Source organism: Ruegeria sp. CF4 (genome assembly GCF_056537345.1).
Window position 1 is genome coordinate 19163 of the sequence record NZ_JBQFRJ010000006.1, and the last position, 17190, is coordinate 36352.

The window sequence follows — 17190 nt, forward strand, 5'->3', positions numbered from 1 at the left end:
AAGGAACTCTGATATGACCCGTATGCTCTTCCCTGCCCTGATCCTGGCCGGTCCTGCCGCCGCCCATACCGACGCACATATACACGCCCACGGCACCGACTATGCCACACTTGGTATTGGTCTGGCGGCGGCAGCGCTGGCCATGGTGGCGCTGATGATCAAGCTGAACAAATGATCCCCGGAGAAATCATTCCGGCCGAAGGCTCTCTGACGCTCAATGCCGGACGACGCAGTCGCCATGTCGTTGTCGCCAATACCGGTGATCGACCGGTGCAGGTCGGCAGCCATTACCATTTTGCCGAAGCAAACTCGGCTTTGGACTTTGATCGTTACGCTGCCTTGGGGATGCGCGCGGACATACCCGCTGGCACTGCTGTCCGCTTTGAACCGGGACAGATCCGCGAGGTCATGCTGGTGCCGTATGAGGGGCGTCGGCACATCTATGGCTTTAACATGCACATCATGGGGGCTTTGAAAGATGCCGGGCAAGATAAGTCGGAGTGACTATGCCTCGATGTTCGGTCCCACGGTCGGCGACAAGGTACGTCTGGCCGACACTGACCTCATCATCGAGGTTGAAAAGGACCTGATCGTGGATCGCGCGACCGCCGCGCGCTTCAGTGAAACGGGTCATCGCGAAGACGTCTATGGGGAAGAGGTCAAGTTCGGCGGCGGCAAAGTCATTCGCGATGGGATGGGACAGTCACAGGTTACTCGCGCCGCAGGTGCTGTGGATACGGTGATCACCAACGCGCTGATCGTGGATCATTCTGGTATCTACAAGGCAGATGTGGGCTTGAAGGACGGACGCATTGCCAAGATCGGCAAGGCTGGCAACCCCGACACCCAGCCCGGGGTCGACATCATCATCGGACCCGGCACCGAGGCCATCGCGGGCGAAGGGCGTATCCTGACCGCAGGTGGGTTCGACAGCCATATCCACTTCATCTGCCCGCAACAGATCGAGGACGCTCTGCATTCCGGCCTCACAACCATGCTGGGCGGCGGAACCGGTCCCGCGCATGGCACTCTCGCCACGACCTGCACCCCCGGCCCCTGGCATATCGGGCGGATGCTGCAGGCGGCGGATGCCTTCCCCATGAACCTTGCCTTTGCGGGCAAGGGCAACGCCTCATTGCCTGCGGCACTAGAGGAACAGGTAAAAGCCGGAGCTTGCGCTCTGAAACTGCATGAGGATTGGGGCACCACACCCGCTGCTATCGATTGCTGCCTCTCGGTGGCTGATGCGATGGACGTTCAGGTGATGATCCACACCGATACGCTCAATGAATCCGGCTTTGTGGAAAACACCGTGGCCGCCATGAAAGGGCGTACCATCCATGCCTTCCACACCGAAGGCGCGGGCGGAGGTCACGCCCCGGATATCATCAAGATCTGCGGCGAGAACCATGTACTGCCCTCATCGACCAATCCCACGCGGCCCTTCACGGTCAATACGGTCGAAGAGCACCTCGATATGCTGATGGTCTGCCACCACCTCGACAAATCCATCCCCGAGGACGTAGCCTTTGCAGAAAGCCGCATCCGGCGCGAGACGATTGCGGCCGAGGACATCCTGCATGACATGGGCGCATTCTCGATCATCGCCTCTGACAGCCAGGCGATGGGACGCGTGGGGGAGGTACTGATCCGCACCTGGCAAACCGCTGACAAGATGAAGAAACAACGCGGCCGCCTGCCCGAGGAAACCGGCGAGAACGACAACTTCCGCGTTCGCCGCTATATCGCTAAATACACGATCAACCCTGCCATTGCCCACGGCCTCAGCCATGAGATCGGCAGTATCGAAGAGGGCAAGCGCGCTGATCTGGTCCTGTGGAACCCAGCCTTTTTCGGAGTGAAGCCCGAGATGGTTCTGTTAGGTGGTACAATCGCCTGTGCACAAATGGGCGATCCAAACGCCTCGATACCAACCCCGCAGCCGGTCTATAGCCGTCCGATGTTTGGCGCTTATGGGCGCTCGGTCGAACACTCGGCGATCACATTTATCTCTAAGGCCGCGCAAGCCGAGGGGATTGGTGATACACTGGGACTGGCCAAGCAGACCGTCGCGGTCCGCAACACGCGGAATATCGGCAAGAAAGATTTGTTGCTGAACAACGCGACTCCGCATGTCGAAGTCGACCCCGAAACCTATGAGGTCCGCGCCGACGATGAGCTGCTGACCTGTCAGCCCGCCGAAGTTCTGCCCATGGCGCAGCGCTATTTCATGTTCTGAGACCCCAAGAGGCCCCCGATGACTCCTGAAATCAAAACTGCCCGCATCTATCACGATCACTCACATGCCCCGGCTCATGCGCAGGTCTCGCTGGACTATGACGGGCGCTTCCTGCGTCGAAAAATGCTTGCCACCGACGATGGAGAGGCGTTTCTGGTCGACCTGGCCCAAACCTTGTCGCTGGATCACGGCGGTGTCCTGATACTGGAGGACGGTCGCAAGGTCGAAGTGATCGCTGCACCGGAACAATTGCTGGAAGTGACCGGAGGTAACCTTCTTCGCCTGGCTTGGCATATCGGCAACCGCCATACGCCTTGTCAGATTGAACAGGATCGTCTGCTGATCCAGCGTGACCATGTCATCCGGGATATGCTTGGTAAATTGGGGGCGACCACCCGCGAAGTGGTTGAACCCTTCACACCCGAGGGCGGCGCATATGGTCATGGTAGGACCCATGGTCACGCCCACTAACGCAGATATCCTGACGCTGACCCAGTGGTTGTCGCCCGCTTATCCGGTGGGTGGCTTCGCCTATTCCCATGGTTTGGAATGGGCAATCGATTGCGGTGATGTTCAGACGGCCGACGACACCAAAGCCTGGATTGCGGACGTGATCAGCTTCGGCGCGGGCTGGTCCGACTGCGTGTTTCTGGTATCGGCATACAAAGCTCAATCGGCCGAAGCATTGCACGAGGTCGACGTGCAGGCGCGCGCGTACTGTGCCTCATGCGAGCGATTGCAGGAAACGCACCTTCTGGGTCAGGCCTTCTGTGAAGTGACCGCAGCGGTTTGGGCGCTGGATCTCGCCGCTCTGACCTACCCGGTTGCTGTTGGTTGTGCGGCGCGTTTGCGGGGATTGCCGGTCGAGCTAACCACTCAGATGTTTCTGCACAGTTTCATGTCCAACCTCACCGCTTGCGCGACGCGTCTGATACCGTTGGGGCAGACACAAAGTCAGCGCGTCGTACACGAAATGACGCCCGTTTGCGCCCGTGTTGCCTCGGACGCTCAGACAGCCAGCCTGGACGACCTGAGCGCAACCAGTTTTCTGGCCGACATCGCATCGATGAAACACGAAACACAACATTCGAGGATCTTCAGAACATGAGCAACATGAACGGCCCGCTTCGCGTTGGTATCGGCGGCCCCGTGGGCGCGGGCAAAACCACGCTGACGGCAGCCTTGTCCGAGGCGCTGCGGGACAAGCTGTCGGTTGGAGTGATTACAAACGATATCTATACTCAGGAAGATGCCGAAGCCCTAATGCGCATGCAGATCTTGCCTCGGGATCGTATCATCGGGGTGGAAACGGGCGGTTGTCCGCATACTGCGATCCGAGAGGACGCCTCGATCAATCTGGCGGCCGTCGCCGAAATGCAGGCCCGCCATCCAGACCTTGATGTTATTCTGATCGAAAGCGGTGGCGACAATCTGTCCGCGACCTTCAGCCCGGAATTGGCGGATCTGACCATCTACGTGATTGATGTCGCCGCTGGTGAAGAGATCCCGCGCAAAGGAGGTCCCGCGATCAAGAAGTCAGACATCCTGATCATAAACAAAACCGATTTGGCACCCCATGTCGGTGCGTCATTGGAAGTCATGGAACGCGATGCGCAAACCATGCGAAATGGACGGCCCTTTCTGCTGACGTCGCTTCGTCACAGGAAAGGCGTTGATGCGATTGTCGATCTGCTTGTCCAGCAGGGTGGACTAGGCGTATCGGCCACCCACTAACCGTCGCCTTGGATTATCTTCAACGGTGTTTGGATTCTCGGGCTTTGCCGCTAGTCTATGATCAAGTGAGTTCCATTTGATCGAAGCTACATCGTGCGCCCTATCATATCACCGGAAACCATCGCCAAATGGCAGCGGATCGTCGATCTGATCGCACGCGTTGCGGACGTACCCGCAAGTCTTGTCATGCGCACGCATGAACCGCACCATTCGGTCTTTGTCACCAGCCACAACGAAGGAAACCCTTATGCGATCGGTCGCCGTTTCACGCTAAACGAAAAGCTCTATTGCTATGGCGTTCTGGAATGCAACGGTGAGCTTACTGTCGAGGATGCCGCCAGCAATCCGAGATGGCAGGACAATGATGATATGGAACTTGGGATGCGATTCTATATCGGATATCCGCTGAAATGGCCGGATGGATCGATATTCGGTACAATCTGCGTTCTGGATTCACGTCGAAATCGGCGCGCCTTGCTATTCCGAGAGGGGCTACAGGAATTCGCCAGGGTTATCGAAGACGACCTTGCGCTGTTGATAGAGATCCAGCGGCGCACCGAGCTTGAGAAAGAGTTGCAGGCAACGTTGGACCAGTTGGAGCAACGTGTCGCCAATCGCACCAAGGATCTTGAAGAGGCGAACGCTGCGTTGCGCGTATTGCTCAATAGCGTGGAAACCTCACGCGAAGACTATGACGAAAAAATATTGCGCCAGATCAAAGGTCTCGTTGTCCCATATCTCTCCAAACTGCGCGGGCGGCTGGATCACGACCCTGCCGGGCAGGCTTATCTCGAACTTGCTGAAGAAAACCTCAAATCGATCACTTCAGAGATGAGCGATCATCTGACCACGATCTTCGAAGCTTTGACACCTGTCGAACAGGAAATCGCGCAGTTGATCATGCGCGGGCAAACCACAAAGGATATCGCGCGAACGCTATCGCGCGAGCCCAGCACGATCGAGTTTCATCGAAACAACATTCGCGCCAAGCTTGGATTAAAGCGCAGCGGCAAGAACCTGCGTAGCCTGTTGTTGGCCGCGCAGTAAAACATGGGGATGACCCCCATGTTTTCCCCGTGTTTTTCCGATGCGAAGGCTAAGACATCCGATGGTTACCCTAAGTCAGGTCCGGGTCAGAACCGGATCGGATGACAACAGGGAAATCTAAACGATGGAAAAAGACGATCTGAACCTGAAACCGACACTATTGCGCGGCAACGAGGATGACTTGGCGCCGGGCTTGTCGCGACGCTCCTTTTTTATGGCTGCCGGTGCTGCTGGCGTAGGTGGTGCGGCCTCACTTCTGACAACCACATCTGCCAAGGCGCAATCCACCGATTGGACTCAACCCGGCAACAACAATGGTGTCATCGAGTTGCAGAAGACCACCGGGCAGTCGGTAGATGGCGCAGTCGGAATCGACTATTTCGGCCATTGCGCAATCAAAATAACTTCGCCGGGCGGGGCAACCGTTCTGTTCGATCCCTGGCGCGATGATCCCTCGGGCGCATGGGGTCTATGGTTCAAGAATGAATTCCCGGAAACCCCGGTCGACATCTGCATGTCAACGCACACGCATTTCGATCACGACGCCATTCATCGCCCAATCTCGACCATGGTGCTGGACCGGATGGTTGGAAATTTTGAATTCGCAGACATCAAGATTACAGGCTTTGCTGACAAACATGTCTGCCGGGCTCCGGGCTGGTATGACTGGACCAACGCCTTGGGTGAATTCGGCGTTCAGGCCTGCCCACCGGACAACGTCAGCCATATGGATATGGTGGTCTATCTCGTCGAAACGGGAGGAATTCGAACCCTGATCTGGGGTGACAATCGGCACAACCCGCCACAGGAGTTCTGGGATGCCATCGGACAGGTCGACGTACTGACTCTGCCAGTGGACGGATCACAGCATATTCTGGACTATAAGCAGGGAGATGACATTGTCGCGCGTCTCAAACCCAAAGTCATTATTCCAACCCACTACCTGAACGAAACGACCAGCTATACCCTGACAACTCTGCAGCATGCAGACGATTGGGTAAAATCGCAAAGAAGCTACAAGATGCTGGACTCGGCCAGCCTGTCGCTTGAAGCCGGTGAAGTGGCAGGAATGGATCGCGAATTTCTCTACTTTGGTCACAATGCACTTGTGAGCTAATTCCCCCCAGCCCTGGGCGATCTGGAACTTGTCGCCCGGGGATCCTACCGCTCATGTCGAAAATGATCACGATACCGACAGCACGATACGTGAGATCAAAACGGCATTGAGCCTGACTGTGAAATACAGTAGCGGTCCCCGCGCCGGTCGCAGCCTACCCGGTTATCAAAACAAGGACTGACATCATGAAAACGACTTTGGTCTGCTCTGGCGGACTGGATTCTGTGTCTCTGGCACATGTGCTGGCGGGCCAGGGACACCTATCGCGCCTGGTCTCATTCGACTATGGCCAACGACATACAAAAGAGCTCGACTTTGCCGCCGCCTGTGCCACACGGCTGGGCGTCCCCCATCATCTGATCGATCTGCGCTCGGTCGGGGCGACGTTGACCGGATCGGCATTGACCGATGATCTGGACGTGCCCGACGGTCATTATGAAGAAGAGACCATGAAGGTAACCGTGGTCCCAAATCGCAACGCCATCATGCTGACGATTGCATACGGCATCGCATCGGCACAGGGGGATGATACGGTGGCGACTGCGGTGCATGGAGGGGATCATTTTATCTATCCCGATTGCCGCCCTGATTTCACCGATGCTTTCGATACCATGCAACGTGCAGCTCTGGACGGCTACGCGCAGGTCGCTTTGCATGTACCATTCGTGCATCGCGCGAAAGCCGATATCGTAGCGGACGGCGCGCGGGTTAACACGCCATTTGACCAGACGTGGTCCTGCTACAAAGGCGGCGATCTGCATTGCGGGCGCTGTGGCACTTGCGTTGAACGGCGCGAAGCATTCGATCTGGCGGGCGTTCCCGATCCAACCCTCTATGCAGACCCAGAGTTCTGGCGTCAGGCGGTCGAGAGGAAACGCGCCTGATGTACAGGATCACCAAGGAATTTCACTTCTCCGCTTCACATCAACTAACCCACCTGCCTGACGATCACCAATGCGCGAGACTACATGGGCATAATTATATCGTCGTGGTCGAACTGGCCTCGCGCGATCTGAATAACGACGGGTTCGTGCGGGACTATCATGAACTGAAACCACTCAAGAGTTATATTGACGAAACGTTCGATCATCAGCACCTGAATGATGTACTGAACTGCGTGACCACCGCCGAAAACATGGCGCGGCATTTCTATGATTGGTGCACCGCACGCTGGCCGGAAACGGCTGCAGTGAAAGTATCCGAGACGCCCAAGACCTGGGCCGAGTACCGGCCATGACCCTGCGCATCGCAGAAATCTTTGGCCCCACCGTTCAGGGCGAGGGCGCACTGATCGGACAACCCACTGTCTTTGTGCGCAGCGGTGGCTGCGACTTCCGTTGCGCGTGGTGCGATAGCCTGCACGCGGTCGACAGCGCCTTTCGCCACGATTGGAAGGCCATGAGCACCGAGGATATCTGGACCGAAGTTCAACACCTGTCCGGCGGGCAGCCTTTGACCGTGTCCCTGTCGGGCGGCAACCCCGCCATTCAGGACTTCGGACCGCTGATCCGGCACGGTTCGGATGCGGGTTACCTCTTTGCCTGCGAGACACAAGGCTCGGTCGCAAAACCTTGGTTCACGGATCTGGCCAATCTGGTGCTCAGCCCGAAACCGCCCAGCAGCGGTGAGCAGATGGACTGGGCCATGTTCGAGGCTTGTCTGGCGGTCCGCCCCGAAAACACCGTTCTGAAGATCGTAATCTTCGATGAGACCGATTTCACCTGGGCGCAGGATGTAGCCAACCGCTATCCGCATCTGCCCTTGTACCTGCAGCCCGGCAACCCGGAAACCGACCCCGATCTGCCGGTCGATCTGACTCAGGCAACCGGACGGCTGGAATGGCTGATTGACAAAACCCTGAGCGTTGGGTGGTTCACCCCGCGTATCTTGCCCCAGTTGCACGTGCTGGTCTGGGGCAACAAACGCGGCGTATAACGAACGGAGACGGCTATGAGCGATATCTACAGCAACCTTACCCAACTGGGCGGCGACACCGTCCTGCCGACCAATCCTGACGAAGCCGTTTTGGAGCGGGTGCAAAACCCGCAATCTGACGTGTATTACAATGTGCGTTTCACTGCGCCCGAATTCACATCGCTTTGCCCGATGACCGGGCAGCCGGACTTTGCCCATCTGGTCATCGACTATGTACCCGGCGACTGGCTGGTAGAAAGCAAATCGCTGAAACTGTTTCTGGGTTCTTTCCGCAACCACGGGGCGTTTCACGAGGATTGCACGATTTCGATTGCCCGCCGCCTGCAAGAGTTTATGAAACCGCGCTGGCTGCGCATAGGCGGCTACTGGTATCCGCGTGGTGGCATCCCGATCGACGTGTTCTGGCAAACCGGACCCTTGCCCGAGAATGTTTGGGTTCCTGATCAGGGTGTTCCGCCTTATCGCGGGCGTGGCTGAACTGTTGGCTGAAAGCTACGCTCTGAAATCCAGCTCGTTTCCTGAACAGGTTGCGAGCGCCAGTGCTTCACCGTGCATAGCAGAATTCAGGTCCAACAGATCTTACGTGCGACCGTTCTCAACCGTCGCACGCCGCCATTAGGCGATAGGTGATCTGGGCCGCGGTAAAATCCCACGCCGCTTCGCCGTTGGGCGCAAGTTCGACAACGTCGAAACCGACACAGCGTCGGCCTTTCAGCGCATTTTCTACAAGGTGCAATGCCTGATAGAACGATAATCCGCCTGGAACCGGTGTTCCCGTTGCAGGCATCTGACTGGGGTCTAAACCATCCACATCAAAGCTCACATAGATCAGTTCGGGGAAGTCTTCCGGTAATTCCACCGATAAGATGTTTCCCGTCACCAGTTCCTCGGCGTCCACGTGAAAGACCTTGTTGGCCAAACGACTTTCTGCTTCCTGTGGGCAAAGCGCGCGCACACCGAACTGAGCCAGACGAATGCCATCTTCGACCAGCAGGTGCATCACCGACGCGTGGGAGTGTTTTTCACCCTGATAGGCAATCCGCAGATCAGCATGGGCGTCAATCTGCACAATGCCGATGGGCTGGCCCAATGCACGCGCTACTCCGGATACTGCGCCGTAACTCAGGGAGTGTTCGCCGCCCAAAGTCACGGGGATTTTGCCGGCTTTCGCGACGGCTTCGGTCGCGGCGGCGATGCGCTCCATCACCTCAGGCAGTGGCCCTTCGCAATCTATCGGTTGGTGTGTATAGATGCCTGCGCCGCAGGGTTCCTTGCCTTTGCACAGGCGTTCAAGCTCGTTGGATGCCTCGATGATTGCGTCTGGTCCGGATGCCGTGCCAGAGCCGTATGAGACGGTGCGCTCCAACGGTACGGGAATGACATGAAAACGTCCGGCTGCATCCCGTTCCGCCTGGGTAAGCTCACTGTCCAGAAAAACACTCATGAGAGCCTCTCCTTAAAATCTTCATAGCCAAACTGTTTCACGATTTTCAGCGCGTCGGTCTCGCTATTCCACAGAGCGATGGCAGGCAACGGGACACCATTGAAGGTGTTGGTTTTGACCATCGAATAATGAGCCTGATCGAGAAACGCAAAGCGCTGCCCGATGGTCAGCGAAGCGGGCCATGTGTAATCTCCGATCACATCCCCCGCGAGGCAGGACGGACCGCCCAGCCGATAGGTTGTTCCCGCCTCGGATTCATTCATCAGCGCGGGACGATACGGGGCTTCGATCACATCTGGCATATGACATGTTGCCGAGATGTCTGTGATCGCGAGATTCATGCCGTTGACAGGTAAATCGAGGATTTCACCCACCAAAATACCCGCATCCAGCGCCACGGCCTCACCCGGTTCTAGATAAACGTCAACCTGATGTTTGGTTCGAACCTCCTGAAGGAATGCAACCAATGCGTCACGATCATAATCCGCACGGGTTATGTGATGCCCTCCTCCGAAGTTCACCCATTTCAGGTTAGGCAGATAGGGGGCCAGCTGAGGTTCAACTGCGGCCCATGTCCGGGCCAACGGTTCAAAACCCTGCTCACATAGTGTGTGCATGTGAACGCCATCCACGCCTGCCATGTTTTCGTCCGTCAGAGAACTGACAGGCGTGCCGAGCCGGGAACATGGCGCGCAAGGATCGTATTTCGGAATTTCACCCTCCGAGTGCTCGGGGTTGATCCGCAGCCCAACCTGCACACTGGCGTTCCGGGCCTGATCGAGGAAACGGTCTTTCTGCGCGGGGCTATTGAAGATGATATGATCAGAGAGTGCCAATATCTCGGCCATGTCCTGTGCTTTGTAGCCCGCGCAGAACGTTGCAACCTCACCCCCGTATTCTTCGCGCCCCAATCGCGCCTCGAAGATACCACTGGCACAGGTGCCGCCGAGATATCTCTGCACCAGAGGCGCCAGAGAATACATGGAAAAGGCCTTGAGTGCGCTCAGAACATGCGCGCCGGATCGGTCTGAGACATCTTTTAGGATCGACAGGTTCCGCTCGACAGCCTTTTCGTCAACGACAAAACAGGGCGAAGGAACGCGGCTCAGGTCAAAATCGCGAAAGGCACCAGCATCGCCGGCCTGTGTCGTCATCATCTCGGACATGGGTCCCACCTGGTCAGGGCGCAGGAAGGGTGTCCCTCCCGCGCGGTCTTGTTATGGATCAGAACGCAACCGGGCCGTCCAGTTCATGCACTTGCCAGGGCAAACCATGGTCATTCAGCATATCCATGAAATTGTCGGGATCCAGCTGCTCCATATTCCAGACGCCGGGTTCGACCCAGTTGCCTTTGAGAACCTGCGCCGCGCCGATCATCGCCGGAACGCCGGTGGTGTAAGACACTGCCTGCGAGCCCACTTCGGCGTAACATTCCTCGTGGTCGCAGATGTTGTAGATGTAATAGGTCTTCTCGCCCGAACCATCCTTTGCCTGTCCGGTGGCAATGTCGCCGATGCAGGCTTTGCCCTTGGTTTGCTCGCCCAGATCACCGGGATCGGGAAGCAGTGTTTTCAGGAACTGGATCGGGATGATTTCCTTACCGTCATGCATCACTGGGTCAATGCGGGTCATACCGACGTTTTCCAGAACCTTGGCGTGCATGATGTAAGCGTCGCCGAAGGTCATCCAGAAACGGGCACGCTCGATTTCGGGGAAGTGAGTCGAAAGCGACTCCAGTTCCTCATGATACATCAGGTACATATTCTTCGGACCAATGCCCGGAAAGTCGAACTCAACCTTGTGGGACATGGCAGGTGTGGTCCGCCAATCGCCGTTTTCCCAGTGGCGTGCTTCCTGCAGCACTTCGCGCAGATTGATCTCGGGGTTGAAGTTGGTGGCGAAGGCTTGATCATTCGACCCGCCATTCGCATCGAGCACATCAATCTGACGAATGGTGTCCAGCTTGTGCTTTTTCAACCAGGTCGCAAAAACAGACGTTACGCCCGGATCAAATCCTGAACCCAGGATCGCCATAAGCCCGGCTTCTTTGAACTTGTCCTGATACGCCCACTGCCAATGATATTCGAACTTGGCTTCATCCTCGGGCTCATAGTTTGCGGTATCCAAATAATGGCACCCGGCTTCCAGGCACGCGTCCATCAGTTTCAGATCCTGATAGGGCAGCGCGAGGTTCACCAGAATCTCGGCCCCGGTTTCACGGATAAGCGCCACGGTGGACGCGACATCCATCGCATCCAATTGTGCCGTCTTGATATCCACACCCACGCGTTCCTTGACGCTGGCCGCGATGGCATCGCATTTCGACTTGGTCCGGCTGGCCAGAGTGATATCCGTGAAGATATCGGCATTCATTGCCATCTTGTGCACTGCGGCATGGCTGACGCCGCCGGCGCCTACGACAAGTGTCTTTCCCATGGGTTTCTCCTGATCGTGGTTATTCAAAATAGGTGTATCCATTCATCGAGTCGCGATAGGACCCGATCAGCGTCTTGCGTTCATCAGCCCTGATCTTCCCTGCCGAGATCGCTTCGTCCACCATCTTGCGGAAGGCGGCGATACAATCGGCCGGATCATACTCAACATACGAAAGCACTTCGGCAATGGTATCGCCCTCCTGTTCGTGGAGCAGATCGAACCCGCCGTCGGCCCGCAAGTCGATTGTTACCACATTCGTGTCTCCAAAGAGATTGTGCAGATCCCCCAGCGTTTCCTGATAGGCGCCCACGAAGAAGACCCCAAGATAATAGGGCTTGGCTTCAGGTAGAGAATGCACAGGCAAGGACGGCGAGGTTGAGCCTGCCAGTATGAACTGATCCAGCTTTCCGTCGCTGTCGCACGTGATATCCGACAAGACCACGCGCCGGTCAGGCTCTTGGTTCAGCATCTGGAGGGGCACGATCGGGTGTAGCTGATCAATCGCCCAAACATCGGGGAGCGACTGGAAAACCGAAAAGTTGCAGTGATACACATCCGCAATCTTCTGCAGTTCCTTTTCCAGATCACCGCTTTGCTCGGCCTCGGGGGTGATCGTTTTGATCCGTGCCATGAGGTTCAGATAGATGCGTTCGGCCCGCGCCATCTGGCGCAGATCCACGTAGCCGCGGCGGAACAAGGCACGCAGTTCGTCCCGATAGAACCGAGCATCGTTCCAGCATTCCTGCACCCGTTCAGGCACAAGATATCCCGAAATTGCGGCCAGATCCGACACCAGGTGGTTATCATCCGGTTCAACCGCCGGTGCGTCCGGCGCGTCATAAAGCGTACTCTCCAGCACGTCGAAGACGAGCATGGACGACGTCGCCGTGACCGCCCGGCCGCTTTCCGTCACCAGAATTGGGTGATCGATCTCGGCCTCATCCATGGCATAGGCCACGGTTTCCACCACATTGGCGCAGTACTCTGACATCGAGTAGTTGATCGAGTTTTCGGTCGCTCGTTTTTCACCGGTGTAATCCACGCCAAGACCCCCGCCCAGATCCAGATGGGTCAAGGGCGCACCTTCGCGGGTCAGTTCGGTGAAATAGCGGCAAGCTTCGGTCGCGGCGCGGCGCACATCGTTCACGTCCGGGACCTGACTGCCCAGATGGGAATGCTGCAGCTTCAGACAATGCAACAAACCTTCGTCTCGCAGGCGATCCACAACGCGCAACAACTGGTCGGTGTTCATGCCAAAAGCTGATCGATCCCCCGAACTGCTTTGCCATTTGCCGCTGATCTGGTTGGTCAGCTTCACGCGAACCCCCAGCAACGGATCGATCCCCAGCTCTTTCGCGACTTCGATGACGATCTCTGCTTCCTTTGGGCTCTCCAGGACGATTACTGTATTAAATCCCAAACGGCGTGACAGGATCGCCAAGCGTACGAATTCTGCATCCTTGACCCCGTTGCAAACAATAAGCGCCTCTTTCGACAAGCGATGAGCCAGGGCAATAACAAGTTCGGGTTTGGATCCCGCCTCAAGGCCATAGTCATACTGGCGGCCAAATTCGATGATCCGATCCACGACCTGTGCTTGTTGGTTTACCTTGATCGGGAAAACCCCGCGATAAGGTGCACGGTATCCAGTCCTTGAAATGGCTTGCGCGAAGCTCTCGTTCAAATGCCGGATTTCCGCTTCAAGGAAACTTTTGACGCGCAACACCATCGGGCTGGCGATGCCGCGCTGTTGCAAGTCATGCAGGATCGCCGGCAGGCTTACTGCCGCAGCCTCGGGATTGGCAGGATCACACAGAGCAACATCACCGTTCGCAAGGACGGTGAGCAGACCTTTGCCCCAACGGTCGATACCGTAAATGGAGTCGGAAACGGGCTGTTCATCAGGCATTCGAACAAACCTTTTCTGAGATGTATTGAAGATAAGAGTACAGCAGCTCAGCGTAATTGCCGAGTAGCACTACGCAGGTTCTATCTGTCCGGCGTTATGAAGATGAAGCCATTTCATCTGCGTATACTCCAAGTCAAGCTCTCTTTAGAAAGCTGAGCGGCGGATATAATTGCGGAGTTAATGAGTCAACGGAAAATTTCTTCCGATGACCTTGATGCCAACGGTGATAGTGACACGTTTGCTGATCACTGCTTTGGTATCTGTTACAGAGATTTGACGATCTGTCAGGCGAAAAGGCAATTCTGGTGGCCGCTTGCTCAAAGTTGACTAAAGCAAGCCCTAACGATCTCTTTCAAAGGCGCGCAATATCCGAACGAAGTGATCCTGTTGGAGCACAAACCGCCAAACTAGGTCAACAAGTGCAAAGCAGATTCCGATGCTGCGATGCCTTTCATTCATCAGTTCCTACGAAATAGGCTCAATCGCGCGGATATACTGGTCATTCAGAGGCACGTTATCTTATCACGGACAAGGGGCAGATCAGGTCATCCACCCACGACAACTGGCATCCTCTTGAGCCCTCAGCCTCTGTGCATTGTATAAACATGTCCGGCACATGGTTCGAACCACGGACGCTGATCTGCCGCCTGTCGACGTCTTCAATTCACTCAATCATTGGCCGCAAAGTGCACCGCAAAAGCGCAAGCTACACCGCAGTAGCGAAGACGATCAGGTCGGCCTCATGCCAAAACTCGCGCAGTTTTTGTCGGGATCGGCGCAGTATTGGTGACACCCACACTCCTAAACTCGTTCAAAACGGGGAGAGTTGCTCCCACGACTGGAGAATTTGACATGACCACTCGTCCGCTGGAACACATCCGGGTGCTCGATTTCGGCCAATACTTGGCTGGACCACTCGTTGGTATGATGCTGGCCGATCTGGGGGCTGAAGTGATCCGCATAGATCCGCCCGGTGGGCCGAGGCTGAAAGAACCCGCGACAGATATGCTTTCACGTGGGAAAACTGCGGTGACACTTGATCTGAAATCGCGCACGGGCCTTGCCACGGCACGCGATCTCATAGCCCGCTCGGACGTGGTGATCGAGAATTTTCGCCCCGGAGTTATGAAACGGCTGGGGCTGGGGCCACGGGATTTAATTGCGATCAACCCACGGATAATTTCGCTTTCACTACCGGGCTTCGCATCTACGGACCCCGCATTGGCCGACCTGCCTGCTTGGGAAGCGGTCATCGCCGCCCGCACAGGGCAATTTACCGACATGGGATTGAACCGCCGTCTGATGGGGATCAACCCGTCGTTTACACCTTTGACGCTGGCGTCAGCCTACGGGGCAGACTTCGGAGCTATGGCGGTACAATTCGCTCTGCTCGCGCGCGGTGACAATGGCGGCGAGCATATCGAGGTTCCGCTTGCGTCTGCGTTGCTCGAAGGGCTCGTCTACAATTGTGAACAGATTGAGGATTACCCTGAGCGTTACAAATCCCCGCGCGAGGTAGAACTGGACCGGCGTGCCGCGGAGGGGCTGCCGCTGGACCTGAGTTTTGCTGAACTGGAGGAGTTTCTCGACCCGTTTTACCGCACCTATACCTGTGCGGATGGGCGCGGATTCTACGTCGTGGCGGGCAGCGTGAAGACGCACCCCCGCAGGGTGCTGAAGATCTTGGGCTTGGAAGAGTTGGCCGACGAACTGCCCGACTTCGATGCCTATCTGGATAAAGCGGACTGGCCAGATGAATGGTCGCTTCGCAATTACCCTGTCGGCGACCGGGACCGCGAAAAGGTGTCTTCCGCAATGAAAGCGGCGTTTCTGACGCGATCCTCGCATGAGTGGGAGGCATTGTTTGGCGCCGCAAAAGCGCCAGCCACCGCGCAGCGGTTCAGCCAGGAGTGGATGGCCGATCCCCACGCGCTGGCCTCTGGCCTGGTTATTGAGGTAGATGACCCACGCCATGGCAAGATGCGGCAAATGGGTAATGTGGCCTGGCTGGCAGGTGACACGAACGCCATGGACAAACGTCCCGGCCCAGAGCCTGACAGCGCACCCCTCTCTGATATTCTTGCTGAGCCAAAGCGATCAGGAGGTGTCGGTACAGAATCCAGAGGCTGGCTTGATGGTCTGAAAGTTCTGGATCTGACAAATGTTATCGCAGGGCCGACCATTGGCTCCACCCTTGCCCGGTTCGGAGCCAAGGTGACGTCCGTTCAACCGGTCGAGCCCTCAGTGGATCCCTGGAATACGGTGGTATTTGGTCTGCACGCCCATCGCGGTAAAGATAGCATTCTTCTGAACCTACGCAGTGAAGATGGGCAGGACGCCCTGCGCCGTCTGATTGCAGACAGTGACGTCATCACCATGAATGGCACGGATGAGCAACGCGATGCGCTGGGGCTGGGCGAGGCACAGTTGGCCGCAATCAATCCGCGCCTGATCCTGGTACAGCTCGATGCCTTTGGCGGCCCCGCGCGCGGCCCGAAATCAGACCATCTGGGCTATGACGATCTTGCGCAGGCGGCGACAGGGGTCATGGTACGATTTGGTGGCGGAATGCAAACGCCTGAGGAACACGCCCATTTTGGCACGATTGACGTACTGACCGGATATTGCGCCTGCGTAGCGTTAGGGGCGGCGCTGCTGCGTCTAGAACAGACCGGCAAAGGTGGCATCGCACGTGCTGCGCTAGCTGGAGCTGGCAATCTAATTCAGGCTCAGCTGATGTACGATTTTGACGGCCGCGCACCCTTTGACGAACCAACTGGCCGAGAGGCGCTGGGCTGGGGTCCATTCTATCACTGTTACCGGGCCGCGGACGGTTGGATGTTCTTTGCCGCGCCAACAGAACGGCAGAATGCTTTGCGTATGATTGCCGAATTGGCGGATTTGGCGGAAACGCCCGAATGTCAGTTGTCGAATGCCTTGGTTGAGCGTTTCGCTATCCGCTCTGCCACACATTGGGCAGACGCATTTGCAGGTTCCTCGTCCACTGTCATGCCGTTGGGCTCTTTGCACGACACGCGCGATGCGGTTTTGCAGATGGAGAGTGCAGGCGCGGTTGATTTGAACCGAAGTACGTTCAGCGCCATCCGCCATGATTTGCATCCGATGGGGCGCTGGTGCGATCTGGTCGCTCCCAACGCGGTGCGTCCATCCCGGGCAAAGATCACCATTCCTGACCCAATGCCGAAATACGGCGCGGACACTCGCCGTGTTCTTTCGGATTTGGGCTTTCCCGAGGAGCGGATCGCAACGATGATTGCATCCGGCGCGGCCAGCGAAGACTGGTCAGAAAAATACCTACCGGAATAGGA

17 protein-coding genes are annotated in these 17190 nt (G+C 56.8%); 13 read left to right on the forward strand and 4 right to left on the reverse strand.

All coding sequences use genetic code 11. The annotated features are described in order from the left end of the window. Positions 1–13: 13 nt before the first annotated feature. From ACR0NF_RS13700 to queF, 12 genes are all read left to right on the forward strand, one after another. Positions 14–175, forward strand: coding sequence for a hypothetical protein (locus tag ACR0NF_RS13700; RefSeq protein WP_480472281.1), 162 nt, complete (start codon positions 14–16; stop codon positions 173–175). Beyond that, positions 172–504: an urease subunit beta gene (locus tag ACR0NF_RS13705; RefSeq protein WP_480778428.1), complete on the forward strand. Its 333-nt coding sequence runs from the start codon at positions 172–174 to the stop codon at positions 502–504. Before ACR0NF_RS13700 ends, ACR0NF_RS13705 begins: the two co-directional genes overlap by 4 nt. Beyond that, positions 479–2239 carry an urease subunit alpha gene (gene ureC / locus ACR0NF_RS13710; RefSeq protein WP_480472279.1) on the forward strand — a complete coding sequence of 587 codons (1761 nt, stop codon included), beginning with the start codon at positions 479–481 and terminating at the stop codon, positions 2237–2239. Before ACR0NF_RS13705 ends, ureC begins: the two co-directional genes overlap by 26 nt. An 18-nt stretch (positions 2240–2257) precedes the next feature. After that, complete coding sequence (gene ureE, locus ACR0NF_RS13715; protein WP_480472278.1) at positions 2258–2710, forward strand: urease accessory protein UreE; 453 nt, start codon at positions 2258–2260, stop codon at positions 2708–2710. Further along, on the forward strand, positions 2694–3347 hold the full coding sequence (locus tag ACR0NF_RS13720) for an urease accessory protein UreF (RefSeq protein ID WP_480561653.1): 654 nt from the start codon (positions 2694–2696) through the stop codon (positions 3345–3347). Before ureE ends, ACR0NF_RS13720 begins: the two co-directional genes overlap by 17 nt. Beyond that, positions 3344–3973, forward strand: coding sequence for an urease accessory protein UreG (gene ureG, locus ACR0NF_RS13725; RefSeq protein WP_480778429.1), 630 nt, complete (start codon positions 3344–3346; stop codon positions 3971–3973). The genes ACR0NF_RS13720 and ureG overlap by 4 nt, the downstream gene beginning before the upstream one ends. Positions 3974–4066: 93 nt before the next feature. Continuing rightward, a complete protein-coding gene (locus ACR0NF_RS13730) occupies positions 4067–5020 on the forward strand; it encodes a LuxR C-terminal-related transcriptional regulator (RefSeq protein ID WP_480778430.1) in 954 nt (317 codons plus the stop codon). Between the two features lie 124 nt (positions 5021–5144). Next, positions 5145–6137, forward strand: a complete 993-nt coding sequence (locus tag ACR0NF_RS13735; protein WP_480472274.1) for an MBL fold metallo-hydrolase — start codon at positions 5145–5147, stop codon at positions 6135–6137. A 185-nt stretch (positions 6138–6322) separates the two neighbouring features. Then, complete coding sequence (queC, locus tag ACR0NF_RS13740) at positions 6323–7021, forward strand: 7-cyano-7-deazaguanine synthase QueC (protein ID WP_480472273.1); 699 nt, start codon at positions 6323–6325, stop codon at positions 7019–7021. Then, positions 7021–7374 (forward strand): 6-carboxytetrahydropterin synthase QueD, encoded by a 354-nt coding sequence (queD, locus tag ACR0NF_RS13745; RefSeq protein WP_480472272.1) that lies wholly within the window; start codon positions 7021–7023, stop codon positions 7372–7374. The genes queC and queD overlap by 1 nt, the downstream gene beginning before the upstream one ends. Next, positions 7371–8072, forward strand: coding sequence for a 7-carboxy-7-deazaguanine synthase QueE (queE, locus tag ACR0NF_RS13750; RefSeq protein WP_480472271.1), 702 nt, complete (start codon positions 7371–7373; stop codon positions 8070–8072). Before queD ends, queE begins: the two co-directional genes overlap by 4 nt. A 15-nt stretch (positions 8073–8087) precedes the next feature. After that, positions 8088–8549: a preQ(1) synthase gene (queF, locus tag ACR0NF_RS13755; protein WP_480472270.1), complete on the forward strand. Its 462-nt coding sequence runs from the start codon at positions 8088–8090 to the stop codon at positions 8547–8549. Positions 8550–8667: 118 nt separating this feature from the next. Here queF and speB read toward each other — a convergent pair whose 3' ends face one another. Genes speB through speA form a run of 4 tightly spaced genes read right to left on the reverse strand, consistent with a single transcriptional unit; the run spans position 8668 to position 13861 of the window. Further along, positions 8668–9516 carry an agmatinase gene (gene speB, locus ACR0NF_RS13760; RefSeq protein ID WP_480659484.1) on the reverse strand — a complete coding sequence of 283 codons (849 nt, stop codon included), beginning with the start codon at positions 9514–9516 and terminating at the stop codon, positions 8668–8670. Continuing rightward, positions 9513–10682: a carboxynorspermidine decarboxylase gene (gene nspC, locus ACR0NF_RS13765; protein ID WP_480659483.1), complete on the reverse strand. Its 1170-nt coding sequence runs from the start codon at positions 10680–10682 to the stop codon at positions 9513–9515. The genes speB and nspC overlap by 4 nt, the downstream gene beginning before the upstream one ends. Before the next feature lie 58 nt (positions 10683–10740). Then, positions 10741–11952 carry a saccharopine dehydrogenase family protein gene (locus ACR0NF_RS13770; RefSeq protein WP_480778431.1) on the reverse strand — a complete coding sequence of 404 codons (1212 nt, stop codon included), beginning with the start codon at positions 11950–11952 and terminating at the stop codon, positions 10741–10743. Positions 11953–11971: 19 nt separating this feature from the next. Next, the gene (gene speA, locus ACR0NF_RS13775) at positions 11972–13861 is read right to left on the reverse strand and encodes a biosynthetic arginine decarboxylase (RefSeq protein WP_480667621.1); all 1890 of its coding nucleotides are present in this window, start codon (positions 13859–13861) and stop codon (positions 11972–11974) included. Between the two features lie 852 nt (positions 13862–14713). Between speA and ACR0NF_RS13780 the strand changes: the two genes are divergently transcribed. Beyond that, positions 14714–17188, forward strand: coding sequence for a CoA transferase (locus tag ACR0NF_RS13780; protein ID WP_480778432.1), 2475 nt, complete (start codon positions 14714–14716; stop codon positions 17186–17188). Positions 17189–17190 lie beyond the last annotated feature (2 nt).